Source organism: Amphibacillus jilinensis Y1, from assembly GCF_000306965.1.
Classification (GTDB): domain Bacteria; phylum Bacillota; class Bacilli; order Bacillales; family Amphibacillaceae; genus Amphibacillus_C; species Amphibacillus_C jilinensis.
In genome coordinates, this window is the sequence record NZ_JH976434.1 from 1,278,451 (window position 1) to 1,293,147 (window position 14,697).

Here is a 14,697-nt window from a genome sequence, read left to right on the forward strand (position 1 = left end):
TTTTTGCCACTGTAACTAGTTTACCACAATCGCTAAAAACTAAACGACTTGATAAAGCGGTGTAGGTGTAGTAGGGTCCGTATCATGAATCTCTAGTCTATCATGAATCGGAAAGCCCACTTCTTGCAAATGATTTTCTACTGACATGCGTGCTAATTCCTTAATATTATTATCCTTGCTTAAATGTGCCAAGTATATACGCTTCGTTTGATTGCCTATGATATCTTCTAACGCTACAGCACAGTCATCATTAGAGACATGACCGTAATCACCGAGAATCCGTCGTTTCACATTCCATGGATATCGCCCCATTTGTAACATCGAAACATCATGATTTGCTTCGAAAATGAGCGCATCGGCATGCTCTACGGTTTTTTTAATTCGCTCTGAAACATAGCCTAAGTCGGTCACTAAAGCCACTTTTTTGTCGTGATGATGAAACGTGAAAAACATTGGTTCTGCCGCATCATGAGAAACCCCAAAAGATTCAACGTCAAGGTCACCAAAACACTTGACTTGTTCCGTCTCAAAAGTGAATTTCTGATCTAATGATAACTTGCCTAGACTTCCTTCCATGGCTTTCCATGTCTTCTCATTGGCATAGATCGGTAAATTGTACTTACGCGCAATAATACCAAGCCCTTTAATATGATCGCTATGTTCATGCGTAACAAGAATTCGCGAGAGTTGTGTAGGGTCAATTTTCGCTTCATGAAAAAGTCGATCCAATTGCTTGCCGCTTAACCCTGCGTCTACTAAAATTTTTTCGTTTTCTGTGCCAATATAAAAAGCATTGCCTGTACTCCCTGAGGCAAGTACTGAAAAGCTTAATGTCATTCTGATTCCACCTCAGTTATATTATGATAAATCCCGATTAAAGACTGTTTAATTGTATTTAAAAGAGCCTCTGATTGCTCTTCTTCTTCTTCCTCATCTACCTCTAAGTTGTAATAAACCAAATTGTCTTCTTCCGCTTGATCAAGCAAGTCAATAAATTCAACCAGAACATCAGCATAAAATTCATTATTACGTGAATAATCATGACCTTCAATTGCATTAATAAACTGATGGTCATTTCCATTTACTTCAATATCCCAAGTTGGATTTAATAATTGCTCGCCATTAGGTAACGAAACAAGGTTATGGTAGCCTAAATTCACATTTGTAATTTCATCGCCAGTTTGTAAGGAATTCGTATGATGATAAAGTCGGTAAACTGCATCGTATTGTTGAATTAAGTTTTGTTCCTCATCATCTTCTTCGCCTTTAACTAAACGTGTTTGAACATATTGTGTCATATCACCATCACCATTTAATTGCACAAGTAATAGCGCATTCTCATTAAAAAAAACAGGGTGCTCAAAGTGTTGGAAGAACACTAAAACATTAGCAGATTCAATTTCACCCCAGTAACTATATGAACCCCCATTAAACACGTATTGACTAAATAATTCTAGGTATTCATTTTCTTCCTCAATATTAATCGAAACCGGCTCATCAAATCTCGAAAAGAGATAGTGATCATCAACCACTATTGACTGTTGATTCGGCAAATCCTCTAATGATCCCATGCCTTCTGTATTGTAATTAAAGCTATTGGCATAAAGTAAAGGCGCTGTATAACTTTCATCAGAAAGTATATTAAGCCCATTAATATTAAATTCTAATTCTTCCTCTCTTGATGTCTCCGGAATAAAAGAAAGATCTTCTTCTTGTCGATCTAACAGCTGACGAACAAGGAAAATATTTAAAACCAAGAAGCATATAATAAATAGTGTTTTAATTTGTCCCCACTGCACTATCATCGCCCCCTGTCATTTCTGCTGGTATATGTAGCGGTTGCCAGCCATTAACACCCTTAACATACCACGTCGGAACAAGTTCATATACTTGTCCCTGTCCATTTCGTTGTTCATTAACACGATAACCCAGCGTGACGTCATAAACGGAGCTCCCCCGATAATAGTCACTATCTAATATTTCTACCACCGCTTCCGTATCAGGCAAACGTCTGGATTCCCTTGCTACGCCTCGACGTTCAGCCAATGTCACAAGTGGATGGCTATACTGATAGGCCTCCTGATTATGCCATGCCACCGATATTTTAGCTACTTGTTCATCATAGAAGATCGGTACACCTTTATAAGACAAACTATACTCAACTAAGCTGGTTTCAGTATTTTTAGTTATATTAGATAAAAAGTAGTGAAACGGCTCTTCAAAGGTAAAGCCATTATGCGTATTGATAAATGTCTGAACCTGATCAAAAAGCTCATATTCAGTTAACTCATCAGTTGAATGCTTTTCTTCATTTGTTGGGTTTGTAAAAAATATTCGATCTGATTCAACCATCAACTCTCTCGTACCATCAATTAAACTAGTATGACCTTCAATCGTCATTCCACGCCGCACAATAGAAGGTTTACTAAATAAGAAATTAACGAAAGGCTCGTAATCCAACTCTGCGAAAGAAAACAATAGCACATCACGATCAATCGTATCTGGTAAGTAAATAGGTGTTCCTCTACTCCCTTCATACGTTGTAAAAGCTATAAAATCTTCTGTATCGAAGAAACTTTCTAAGTTATCTACCTCCGAGCTATAATTCTGCAAACTTGCACCAATCACTTCTTGATTCTCGTCATTACGAAAGATAATTTGATAACTCGCATCATCTTGGTCTAATATGATTTCAATCCGATTAAAGCGACCTTCAGGAATACGCGTATCTTGATCTAAAGAAAACAAATCGTAAATCATGTCACCTTGCATTTCTGTAGGAAAAATAATTTCTATCCGATTTTCTTGATTATCAAGCCATTCTTCATCAACCGGAAAAGCGGAAAAATTATACAAACCATAATCCAATATATTAGCATAGACAGCCTGCTCAACCTCCTGATCCTTAAAACCAATAGGGTCAAGCGATCGGTCATCATGTAAAATAATTCGGGTAGGTTGGAGGACATCTCGTCTACTTAGCCGTTCACCATCCTCAATTTGGGCATCAATTAAATCGTCTTCATCACGTGTCACTTCAAAATCCGGTTGATGATTCCAAAGGGCCAACGTTAACAGCAAACTAGAAGCAATTAATGACACAAGTAAAATAGACTTTAAATATTCAAGATTCATGCTCAACCCTCCCGTTTACGGCTAATCAAAGGTAAGGTGAAGTAGACTTTAGTCCCTTTGCCTTCTTTACTTTCTGCCCATATTTGACCTTGGTGATTCAAAATGATCTCTTTAGCAATTGCTAAGCCTAAACCCGTACCTCCAAGCTTTCTTGATCGTGCCGCATCTGCCCGATAAAACCGATCAAATACTTTATCGATCTTCTCCGGTGCAATACCCGGACCTTGATCAGCAATCATAATCTTTACGCGATTTCGTTCTTTGGTGATGCGAAAGCGAATACTGCCTTGTTGAGGCGAGTACTTTAAAGCATTCGACATAATATTATCAACAACTTGAATAATTTTATCTTTATCCATCCAGAGGAATAGACTATCTCGAGGAATTTGACGTTCAATTCTTACAGACTCGTCTTTGTTCATTTCAAAACGATCCAATACATGATGAAAAAACGGTACCACATTTACCCGCTCTTTTACCATTTCCTGCTCTTTATGATCCATTTTCGACAGCTGGAGTAGATCGTTAACAAGTCGAATCATTCGCTCGGTTTCATTTTGCGTTACCTCTAAAAACTGCGGTGCAATCTCCTCGTTTTGCCACGCACCATCACTAAGTGCTTCTAGATAACTCCGCATCGTTGTTAATGGTGTTCTCAATTCGTGCGAAACATTTGAAACGAATTCACGTCGCTCGCGTTCAACTTTTTCTTGTTCCGTCACATCACTTAGAACCGTAATTAGACCCGTAAACTGATCTCTCTCATCTTGTACCACTGTAAAATTTGCCTTTAATAAGAAAAATTGATTATCATCACTAAAATCAACTGTCAGTGAGCCAGAATCTTGCAATTCCATAAAATCAATCGAATGATCTTCAATCTGTAAAACACTAAAAATCAGTTGTCCACGCACTTGTTCAATAGACTGACCAATTAAAATCGCGGCCGGATCATTCATCATCGTAATGCTCCCCGCTTCATCTGTCGCAATAACACCATCTGACATATTTGCTAAAATTGAACTTAGTTTACGACGCTCCTCTTCAGTCGTATGATTAGCCACTTTAATTTTCTCATTCATTTCATTAAAGGTATCAGCAAGTTGACCAATTTCATCGGAACCATACACATTAACCTTTTGAGAAAAGTCACCTTCTGCCATAACTTGAGCTTGTTTTCGCATTTCTTTAATCGGCTTGGTGATTGAACGGGCTACTAGTATCCCTACTAAAGCGGATATGATGATCGCAACAAGGGTTCCATTTAAGAAAATATTATTAATTCTAGATAATTGCTGGTAAACTTCTTCCATCGATGCTTCTAAATAAATCGCACCCATGGGTTCATCCTCATTATTTGACATGGGATAAATCCGTACTAAGTGCCGCTCACCCGTACTTTGATTCCGTTGAATCGATCGCGAGGGCGTTCCCGATATAATAGCAGGCCTGACATTACTATCACCTGTCACCAATTTGCCAATATCGTCAGCCTGTGTATTGGTACCGATGATCCGAAATTGCCGGTCTACGATTTGAAGCTTAGAATACACCTCACTCTGACCATATAATGCCAGAATATTTGCAATGTCTTGTTCCAAAGTTGGGCCAGAACCGTCCTCAGGTCGATCTTGAAGGAATGCCTCTTTAATATTGTAACTGAGCACTTCTAAGCGCTCTTCAATACCTTCATCAAAATTTTCCTTTAAATCCGTTTCCAACCCTTGTGAAAAATAAGCGCCAATGACTTGAATTGCTAATAACAATAACAAGATCATAATTGCGGTAATTTTCCACTGTATCGATTGAAAGAAACTTACTTTTTTCATGTGATTACTCCTGTTCAGGATTACGTAAATAGTAGCCAACACCCCTGCGTGTAATAATCCATAATGGATTGCTTGGGCTGTCTTCAATTTTCTCTCGAAGTCGTCTTACTGTCACATCAACCGTTCTAACGTCACCATAATAATCATAACCCCAAACCGTCTCAAGTAAGTGCTCTCTTGTCATCACTTGACCTAAATGACGAGCTAAATAATGGAGAAGTTCGAACTCTCGATGGGTGAGCTCAACTTGTTTTCCTTCTTTCGTTACGGCATATGCATCTGGATGAATCACCAGTGAGCTAACTTGAATATCTTTGTTGGCGTTTGGTTGATCTAGTGGTTGCTGCTGACGCCTTAAATTAGCTTTAACACGAGCAATAACTTCACGATTACTAAATGGTTTCGTTACGTAGTCATCCGCACCCAATTCTAGACCAAGCACTTTATCTATTTCAGAATCTTTGGCTGTTATCATAATAATCGGCATATTATGTGTTTTTCTCACTTCACGACACACTTCATTACCATCACGTTTAGGCAACATAATATCTAAAAGCAGCAGATCTGGATTTTCCTGATGTGTACGTTCAATGGCTTCATCGCCATCATAGGCACAAACTACTTCATATCCTTCTTTTTCTAAATTAAATTTTAATATATCTGCAATTGGCTTTTCATCATCAACAACTAGTATTTTTTGACTCATTTTGTAGCCTCCCGATCATATATTATTCTGTAGCTATATTTTAACGTACTTTACCACAAATGTCTTTCTTTGTACAAGTTTAAACAAAAGCCTCTGCTATTATCTAGCAGAGGCTTAAACGATAGCTAATCTTTAATTAAGCACATGGTTTGGATTAATGGTCGTACCATTTTCTGAAACTTCAAAATGTAAATGGACACCTGTTGAACGGCCCGTTGTTCCCATGACACCAATTTTTGAACCCTTAGGGACAGTTTGTCCAACACTAACATCTACTTGCTCAAGATGAGCATATAATGTTTTGTAACCATTATTATGGTTAATCACGATATAATGGCCATACCCATTCGCGTCATAGCTAATTTTTTCAACAGTGCCATTATCGGTTGCTAAAATATCGCGATTAGATGGGCGCGCAATATCAATACCACTATGAAATGAACCCCAACGCGGGCCATACTGACTAGAGATATATCCGCCTACTGCCGGCCAAACAAAATCTCCAGTCCCTCTAGAGTCAATAACTTTCGTTCCTTCAACAATAATCTCATCGACAGCTTCTTTGACTATCTCTTCATTGATCGTCTCGCGTTCAGACACTTCTCCATTAACACGCTCTATTGCATAATGCACTTCTTTCTCACCATCTTGACCTTCTTGTTTGGTCTCTGATTCACCACGATAAAGTTCTTCAGATTCTTCAATCTCCGTTTGATAACTAATTGTTTCTTCAACAAGCTCTTCTTCATAGACAATCACATCAGCAAATGCTACATAATCGGTCACATTAAGTTCTTGTTCAAGTTGTAATAGACTATCTTCATCTAGCTCATCATTTAAATCTAGTAATGTTTCCGTTGTTAAATCATATGCAGCTGCGATAGAGGATAAGGTATCTCCTTCACTTACTTCATGAATTAGCTCTTCAAGTGTTCCTTTTTCTAATAGTTCAACACCATCTTCTACTGATAAAAGTTGATCTTTAGCTACGACCTCACCTGATAGACTTACCTCTTCAGATAAGCTAACATCCAGTACCTTCGTTTCACCCGTCTCAAGCTCAACTTCGTCTGTATCTTGTTCTTCTAATTGTTCTAATATATCTTCATCTACATATTTAGCTTTATAATCAAATAGCGTTTGCTCAACCATATCTTCATTAGCAAAATACCCAACGACTTGATCGCCAAGCGCTAACACTGTTGCTTTGACCTCAATCACTATGACTTCGTCTAAGCTTTCTAGTATTTGGTCATGATTCGTTTGATTATTAAACACACGTTCTGGGATAAACATAAGTTCTTGTTTTAAACCATATGTATAGCCATCATCTGCGTCTTGTTCAACCTGTTCAACGCGTTCATCTATATAATTTGTTACGATCGATTGATCATCAATAGTTCCAACATAATCATCATCTAAATAGATATGATAGATTGTCGGCAATGCTTGATCCTCTTGGGCATAGACAACTTGTGTTTGTGATGCACCAAAACCTATTAACATAAAAATCGCCAATATGATCATTATCGCCTTTAATAAATTAACTATTGATAGATTTAAACGCCTATCTCTATACATGGTATAATCCTCCCGAACCGATTGTCTCATCCTTTTTTTAACCTCTTGTAGATTACCATATTAAAAGATAGATTATAAACCCTTTTTATCATAATGTAATCAAACTGTATCATAGTTGGCATTTTTATCAATCTATTGTAATATTAGCCCCTCATTTGGCAACCCAGCAGCGATTTATCCTTATCAGAGCATAACAAAAAGACATCGTCGGTTTACGTTTGACCTAAACTGACAATGTCTTCTAAAGTCCGTAAAAACACTTTCCTCAAGGTAAATCTATACAGGGGACCTTATAGTCTGTATTCACCAACGAACAATAACAGGACGAAGAGCGAAAACGTCCACTGATGTTCGTTTGCAATATTAAAGAGAAGTCTAGTTACACCAAGCGATACACATTACGTATTTCATTCGTTTGGTTACGATCGGGACCCACTGAAAAAATCGACAATGGAATTTGTGTGAGCTGTGAAATGCGTTCCAAATAGTGTCGGGCATTAGCCGGTAATTCATCCAGGCTTTTGACACCTGTAATATCTTCTGTCCAACCTGGTAGTTCTTCATACACGGGTTCACACTCAGCTAGTACTTTTAAACTAGCAGGGAATTCTTTAATGACCTCACCTTGATAACGATAGGCTACGCATACCTTTAACGTTTCAATGCCTGTCAACACATCAATCGAATTTAAGGACAAATCTGTAATACCGCTCACACGTCTCGCATGAGTGACAACAACGCTATCAAACCAACCCACTCGACGTGGTCGACCTGTCGTTGTACCATATTCATTACCAACCTCACGAATTTGATCACCAATTTGATCATTTAATTCCGTTGGAAACGGGCCATCGCCTACCCGTGTAGTATAAGCTTTTGATACACCAACGACATGATTAATTTTTGATGGCCCAACACCTGAACCGATGGTCACCCCACCAGCAATTGGATTAGATGACGTAACAAACGGATACGTACCTTGATCAATATCAAGCATAACACCTTGGGCTCCTTCAAATAGCACACGTCGCCCTTGATCTAAGGCATCGTTCAGTACAACAGAAGTGTCAACTACATATTTCTTAATTTCTTGACCATATTGGTAGTATTCATCTAATATGTCATCAACTTTAAGCTCATCAACTTCATATACTTTTTTGAATAGTCGATTTTTTTCTGCTAAATTCTGTTCTAATTTTTCACGAAACACATCTTTATCTAACAAATCAGCAACTCGAATGCCGACGCGTGCAGCCTTATCCATATAAGCTGGACCAATCCCTTTTTTAGTTGTCCCAATTTTGTTAATGCCTTTCTCCTCTTCTTGCAGTAAATCTAATTTTAAATGATAAGGCAAAATAATATGCGCACGATTACTAATTTTTAAATTGTTTGTTTTTACTTGTTTATCTGCTAAATAGCCTAATTCTTCAACGAGTGCTTTAGGGTCAATAACCATCCCATTACCTAGCACACTTGTTTTTTCTTCAAAGAAAATACCAGAAGGAATTAAATGGAGCTTATAAGTCACCCCATCAAATTTTATTGTATGCCCTGCATTATTTCCACCTTGATAACGGGCTACAACTTCGGCATTTTGCGATAAAAAGTCGGTAATTTTCCCTTTACCTTCATCGCCCCATTGCGTTCCTACCACTACTACTGATGTCATTTTCGGCACCTCCGCCAAACGGTATAGTTTAATTTATTTATATCATGTACAATTCAACCAAGGTTAGTGTACCAATCGCCATCTCGAATGTCAATTCATTTACGAACATTTAGTTAGTAATAATGTGTTTTGTTCGCCTTTTGTTCATAAAATGAACCTTTTGTCTGTCGATCTTCTTCTGCCATTAATGGATCTATGATTGAATCAGGACATTAGCGGGCATGATCACCTACCTATATATTTGCATTTTTTTGCCGACAATTAGCTGTGATAAACGCGATTTATTTAGTTAGGCTAACAGAATGATGATAAGCAACCATCACTTAATAAATTGAATGCGTCGATCTACCTAAAAATAAAGCGTAATGGCGCTAAAGATTTTCCCCGGTGGGCAGTTTATTATTCCCTAGGTGATAATAAAAACACTAGCTTTTCTTATCCTTTTAATCACATTAAAAAAGACAATGGTCAGTAGCCATTGTCGGAGATTATTTTCGTTATTAAGCTGGTGGTACATCAGCATCACTGTATCGATGATCTAAATCAACAAATTTATTATATTCCTTTACAAAAGCCAGCTCTACGTTACCAACCGGGCCATTACGCTGCTTTGAGATAATAATTTCAATAATATTTTGCTTCTCTGATTCTTTATCATAATAATCATCTCGATAAAGAAATCCAACAATATCAGCATCTTGCTCAATACTACCTGATTCACGAAGATCTGACATCATCGGTCGTTTATCTTGTCGCGATTCCACCCCACGAGATAATTGTGATAGCGCAATTAAAGGTACATTTAATTCTCTGGCTAAGCCTTTTAATGAACGGGAGATTTCCGACACCTCTTGTTGACGGTTCTCCTTTGCTCCAGCCCCACTACCTTGAATGAGTTGCAAATAATCAATTAAAATCATGCCAAGTCCATGTTCCTGTTTTAAACGTCGACATTTAGAACGAATTTCGTTGACGCGAATACCTGGGGAATCATCGATAAAAATCCCAGCATTCGATAAGCTTCCCATCGCCATCGTTAACTTCGCCCAGTCGTCAGGCTCCAGATGTCCCGTTCTCAAGCGTTGTGCATCAATATTACCTTCTGCACAAAGCATACGATTAACCAATTGATCAGCGCCCATCTCTAAACTGAAAATCGCAACATTCTCTTCTGTATTGATCGCAACATTTTGTGCAATATTTAAAGCAAAGGCTGTTTTACCGACAGAAGGACGAGCTGCAACAATAATCAGGTCATTACGCTGAAAACCTGAGGTGATTTGGTCAAGATCACGAAACCCAGTTGGTATACCTGTTACATCACCATCATGTTGATGAAGCTTTTCAATATTATCATAAACATCAATTAAGACATCTTTAATATTTTTAAAAGCACCGGCATTTTTACGGTTACTCACTTCTAAAATGTTTTTCTCAGCTTCGCTTAAAACATCTTCCACATCATCTTCTTTTGTAAAGCTCTCTGTCACAATATCTGTGGCTGTACGAATTAAGCGACGTAGCAACGCTTTTTCTTCAACTATTTTGGTATAGTAACTAACATTGGCAGCTGTCGGTACAGCATTTGCTACTTCGGTTAAATAAGTAACACCACCAACATCTTCTAGCATTTTAGCATTTGAAAGTGCTGTTGTTACCGTGACGAGATCAATCGGCTCCCCACGATCAGTTAATTGCATCATCACTTGAAAAATACGTTGATGTGCTGCCCGATAAAAGTCAGCAGGCATTAATAACTCTGATGCTGTCGACATCGCATCTGGTTCAAGAAAAATCGCGCCTATGACAGCTTGTTCAGCTTCAATATTATGAGGGGGCGTCCGCTGCTCTTCCCATCCTTCACTCATGCCTCTCTCCTCCTTCTCCCAAACCAAAAAGCACTTAAAGTTCATACAATTAGCTAAGACTTTTCTCTTAATATAGAAACGCACATTCACTCTAATATAAGCAAATGTGGCTTCACTCCTAAATACTTTTTGTTAGACAAAACGGCATTTACTAGTCCTAAGGCAAATGTGTTCGTTTTTCTAATCATTGATACTTTATTACAGATAACCTTTCGTAAAACGCCGACTGGTTGAGGGCTCATTTTATTACTTCCAACTTTTTTTGTTTATGCTTCGGTTACTTGCACACGAATCTCACCCGTTACTTCTGGATGTAACTTAACCGGAACGTTTGAATAACCTAATGTACGAATCGGCTGATCTAACTCAATTTTTCTCTTATCAATTTTAATTTTATGATTTTTTTCAAGTTGTTCAGCAATTTGTTTACTTGTTATTGAACCAAACAAACGACCGCCATCTCCAGCTTTTGTCTTCAATGTCACTTCCAAATTCTTTAATGTTTCTTTTAATTGCTTTGCTTCTTCAACGATCTCTTGCTCTTTCTGTTGTTCTTTCTTCTTTTGAGCTTGCAATCCTTTTAAGTTGCCTGGCGTCGCTTCAACCGCCAAGTTGTTTTTTAATAAATAATTACGCGCATAACCTTCAGAAACGTTTTTTACTTCCCCTTTTTTACCTTTTCCTTTTACGTCTTTAGTGAAAATAACTTTCATTAGTCGTCTCCTCCTTCGACCGATTGATCTATAATTTCAATTAATTGTTGATAAGCATCTTGAATCGAAGCGTCACTTAATTGTGTAGCCGCATTAGTCAGATGCCCACCACCCTTCATTTGTTCCATAATTAATTGCACATTCACATCACCAAGAGAACGAGCACTAAGTCCAATTCTCCCATCGGCACGCTCAGATATAACAAATGACGCATCGATGCCACTCATTGTGAGTAACGTGTCTGCGGCTTGAGCAATGACGACAGGGCTAAATTCTTGCCCGGGTTCAGCTCTTGCAATAGCAATGTTCCCTTTGTAGATAATTGTATTTTCTATTAAATGACTACGTTTAATATAAATATCTAAATCTTCTTCCATAAAGCGTTGAACAAGCACGGTGTCGGCACCTTTTGAGCGTAAATAGGAAGCCGCATCAAAAGTCCTTGACCCTGTCCTTAATGTAAAACTCTTCGTATCAACAATAATCCCTGATAATAAAGCGGTTGATTCCAACATGGTTAACTTTAATGATCGTGGTTGATATTCAAGGAGCTCTGTTACAAGTTCAGCTGTTGAGGACGCATAGGGCTCCATATAAACAAGTGTTGGATGTTCGATAAACTCTTCTGCTCGACGGTGGTGATCAATGACCACCACATAATCTGTTTTGTTTAATAGCCGCTCCTCTGCTACTAGTGAAGGTTTATGGGTGTCAACAACAACCAATAACGTCGATTTAGTCACCATCTCTTGGGCTTCCTCTGGTGAGACAAAATGCTGCCATAGCTCTGAGTTTCTTACTTCATCAATTAGCCGCTCAACACCCGTATCTAAATCTTGCTCATCTAATACGATAAACGCATCGACCTCATTAGCAATGGCAATCTTTAAAATACCTATTGCCGAGCCAATCGAATCCATATCAGGCGACTTGTGTCCCATAATTAATACTTGATCACTCTCTTGAACCAATTCTTTTAAAGCGTGTGAGATCACGCGAGCACGAACACGCGTCCTCTTCTCCATTGGGTTGGTTTTCCCACCATAAAACCGTACCTTGCCAGTATCGTCTTTGATAACAACTTGATCGCCACCACGCCCCAACGCTAGATCAAGACTAGACTGGGCTAGTTCACCTAAGGAGGGTAGTGAGACACCACCTAAACCGACACCGACACTTAACGTTAATGGGACATTCTTACTATCCGAAATAAGTTCTCTCACTTCATCCAAAATTTCAAATTTTGTCTTTTCTAATTGAGCAAGAATTTGCTGATTCATAATGGCAAGAAAGCGCTCTTGAGACGTGCGCTTTAAATAGATACCATTATGATTTGACCAGTCGTTAAGAATTGACGTGACCCTTGAATTCACTTGGCTCTTCGCCGTATCATCCATCGCTTGCGTAATCTCCTCATAATTATCAAGAAAGATTACACCAAGTACGGTTTGTTCATTATGATATAAATTTTGAATTTCGGTTTGCTTGGTGCGGTCAAAGAAATATAATAGTCTTTCTTCTTTCTTTATCGTTACTTGAAAGTTACAACCATTTAATTCAATTGACTCGAGTGGCTTATCTTCTCTGAGCGCTTGAACCAATTGCTCCGAAAAAGCACTAATCGGCTGTCCGACAAACGTTTCTTCCTCCGTAAATTGATTTAAATAGGGATTGGTCCACTCTACTTGGAGTTGTTCATTATAGAGGACAATACCAATCGGCATTTCGAGCAATGCCTCTTCTCCAACCTTTTTTACCCGATGAGATAAAGTCGAGATATAAGCCTCACGCTTATTAATTAATTGTTGTTCATATCGAATCGTATAATAGAGAGATAACCCTAATAAAATCGTCATCACAAGTCCTAAAATCCATTGAACGAACCATGTGAATCCTAAAAGTAAAAAAGCTAACAAATACGTGTAGATAATATGAGGACTAATATTTAGCTTTTTAATAAAAGTTTGCATTACTGTCAGCTCCTAGTTAGACTACACAAATCGATTCGGTCTGATCTATTTTAACCTTTTTTTCATCATAAATCCTATATCAATTATACCTAAGATTCTCGATAGGTACAGACCTACAGGTAAAATTATTAGACTAAATACCGTAATTAGAACAGCAACAAACCTTGGTTGTTTCTTTACGTGCATATAGTGAAATATAAAAGAAAAACCTTGTAAAGAAAAAAGCACACCGATAATCAATGATGCATTTCCAATAAGCGTCTGGAATGATGAACCTTGTTCTAATTCAAACCATGTTATGATCATAATGACAAAATATAGCCACAATGCTAATCTCGGCAAATTAAAACGGCGAAAAGGTGGAAAAGCGAGAGCTGTTCCAATCGATTTGTTCAACACCTTATAAGTGAAAAATTGTGTGATAACAGCTAGAAGCATCGATGTCACCACAATGATAGACGGAATCAAATCTAATACCATGAGCATTTGTTCTTCAACCAATTGTAAGTCATCACCACTTAAGGTCATGCCTAATTGGTCAAAAAGTAATTGAGTTGACGTTATCGACTCACTAACAAATAGCTGATATTCTGTCGCCAAGCTAACATCTGACAACCACTCAACGAAAAAAAGTAACACGATGAAGCCCATTACAAAACCTAGTGTACCCTGCACCCAAGTTTCATACGGATGTCGTTTTGCTTTGATCGACTGACCCATTAGCGTCCCTGTTAAAACGGCAAGCAAGGTTAGCGGTAACGAGACGATAAACATATACATAGCAAATAAAAATAGGGTTAATCCGATGATCACGCCTAACAATGCTGCAGCCTTCCATCCTTGTCGATAGGCAAAAAACGCAATCGGAATCGGCAATATAAATAATGTAAGAAGCTCAATTGCCGGAATGACCAAGGTCATAAGCAGTAAGCCAACAAATATAACACCAACTAAAAAGCCTTCTTTTATTTTATTTAACATTTGTTCGTGCATAGATGACACCTCAATAGTAATAGATTGACTTAGAAAAAGCACAGCTATAGCGCTGTGCTTACTTAAACTAAGCTTCACTATCTTAATATAATGATTTACCCATCATTATAGCGATTTCTTTGCAAAATAACAAACGATAACGATTTAGTCAATTGTCGTACTTTTTCGAAAAAATTTTTCTTTTTTTCTATTCACTTGTTATAATAACCCTAGTGGACTGATTCATAAAT

General features: G+C 38.0%; 11 protein-coding genes. All 11 read right to left on the reverse strand.

All coding sequences use genetic code 11. From position 1 onward, the window contains the following. Positions 1–39: 39 nt before the first annotated feature. The 11 genes from B494_RS0106405 to B494_RS0106455 all read right to left on the reverse strand — a co-directional run bounded on the left by B494_RS0106405 (position 40) and on the right by B494_RS0106455 (position 14,467). Complete coding sequence (locus B494_RS0106405) at positions 40–837, reverse strand: MBL fold metallo-hydrolase (protein ID WP_017471554.1); 798 nt, start codon at positions 835–837, stop codon at positions 40–42. Next, positions 834–1,799 carry a two-component system regulatory protein YycI gene (locus B494_RS0106410; protein ID WP_017471555.1) on the reverse strand — a complete coding sequence of 322 codons (966 nt, stop codon included), beginning with the start codon at positions 1,797–1,799 and terminating at the stop codon, positions 834–836. Before B494_RS0106410 ends, B494_RS0106405 begins: the two co-directional genes overlap by 4 nt. Beyond that, the gene (locus B494_RS0106415; protein ID WP_017471556.1) at positions 1,780–3,135 is read right to left on the reverse strand and encodes a YycH family regulatory protein; all 1,356 of its coding nucleotides are present in this window, start codon (positions 3,133–3,135) and stop codon (positions 1,780–1,782) included. Before B494_RS0106415 ends, B494_RS0106410 begins: the two co-directional genes overlap by 20 nt. A 2-nt stretch (positions 3,136–3,137) precedes the next feature. Beyond that, a complete protein-coding gene (walK, locus tag B494_RS0106420; protein WP_017471557.1) occupies positions 3,138–4,964 on the reverse strand; it encodes a cell wall metabolism sensor histidine kinase WalK in 1,827 nt (608 codons plus the stop codon). Positions 4,965–4,968: 4 nt separating this feature from the next. After that, on the reverse strand, positions 4,969–5,670 hold the full coding sequence (gene yycF, locus B494_RS0106425) for a response regulator YycF (protein ID WP_017471558.1): 702 nt from the start codon (positions 5,668–5,670) through the stop codon (positions 4,969–4,971). Positions 5,671–5,802: 132 nt separating this feature from the next. Next, positions 5,803–7,251 carry a M23 family metallopeptidase gene (locus B494_RS0106430; protein ID WP_017471559.1) on the reverse strand — a complete coding sequence of 483 codons (1,449 nt, stop codon included), beginning with the start codon at positions 7,249–7,251 and terminating at the stop codon, positions 5,803–5,805. A 379-nt stretch (positions 7,252–7,630) separates the two neighbouring features. Beyond that, positions 7,631–8,923, reverse strand: coding sequence for an adenylosuccinate synthase (locus tag B494_RS0106435; RefSeq protein WP_017471560.1), 1,293 nt, complete (start codon positions 8,921–8,923; stop codon positions 7,631–7,633). Positions 8,924–9,423: 500 nt separating this feature from the next. Continuing rightward, the gene (gene dnaB / locus B494_RS0106440; protein WP_017471561.1) at positions 9,424–10,791 is read right to left on the reverse strand and encodes a replicative DNA helicase; all 1,368 of its coding nucleotides are present in this window, start codon (positions 10,789–10,791) and stop codon (positions 9,424–9,426) included. Between the two features lie 266 nt (positions 10,792–11,057). Next, entirely contained in the window at positions 11,058–11,504 is a 447-nt protein-coding gene (gene rplI / locus B494_RS0106445; protein ID WP_017471562.1) for a 50S ribosomal protein L9, read from the reverse strand. Next, entirely contained in the window at positions 11,504–13,474 is a 1,971-nt protein-coding gene (locus tag B494_RS0106450; RefSeq protein WP_017471563.1) for a DHH family phosphoesterase, read from the reverse strand. Before B494_RS0106450 ends, rplI begins: the two co-directional genes overlap by 1 nt. Before the next feature lie 45 nt (positions 13,475–13,519). Further along, positions 13,520–14,467: a YybS family protein gene (locus B494_RS0106455; RefSeq protein ID WP_017471564.1), complete on the reverse strand. Its 948-nt coding sequence runs from the start codon at positions 14,465–14,467 to the stop codon at positions 13,520–13,522. Positions 14,468–14,697: the final 230 nt, after the last annotated feature.

What these genes read in the sequence shown, in the direction of transcription:
- B494_RS0106405 (WP_017471554.1), bottom strand. Translation starts at nt 837, where the DNA reads ATGACATTAAGCTTTTCAGTACTTGCCTCAGGGAGTACAGGCAATGCT.
- B494_RS0106415 (WP_017471556.1), bottom strand. Translation starts at nt 3,135, where the DNA reads ATGAATCTTGAATATTTAAAGTCTATTTTACTTGTGTCATTAATTGCT.
- walK (WP_017471557.1), bottom strand. Translation starts at nt 4,964, where the DNA reads ATGAAAAAAGTAAGTTTCTTTCAATCGATACAGTGGAAAATTACCGCA.
- yycF (WP_017471558.1), bottom strand. Translation starts at nt 5,670, where the DNA reads ATGAGTCAAAAAATACTAGTTGTTGATGATGAAAAGCCAATTGCAGAT.
- B494_RS0106430 (WP_017471559.1), bottom strand. Translation starts at nt 7,251, where the DNA reads ATGTATAGAGATAGGCGTTTAAATCTATCAATAGTTAATTTATTAAAG.
- B494_RS0106435 (WP_017471560.1), bottom strand. Translation starts at nt 8,923, where the DNA reads ATGACATCAGTAGTAGTGGTAGGAACGCAATGGGGCGATGAAGGTAAA.
- dnaB (WP_017471561.1), bottom strand. Translation starts at nt 10,791, where the DNA reads ATGAGTGAAGGATGGGAAGAGCAGCGGACGCCCCCTCATAATATTGAA.
- rplI (WP_017471562.1), bottom strand. Translation starts at nt 11,504, where the DNA reads ATGAAAGTTATTTTCACTAAAGACGTAAAAGGAAAAGGTAAAAAAGGG.
- B494_RS0106450 (WP_017471563.1), bottom strand. Translation starts at nt 13,474, where the DNA reads ATGCAAACTTTTATTAAAAAGCTAAATATTAGTCCTCATATTATCTAC.
- B494_RS0106455 (WP_017471564.1), bottom strand. Translation starts at nt 14,467, where the DNA reads ATGCACGAACAAATGTTAAATAAAATAAAAGAAGGCTTTTTAGTTGGT.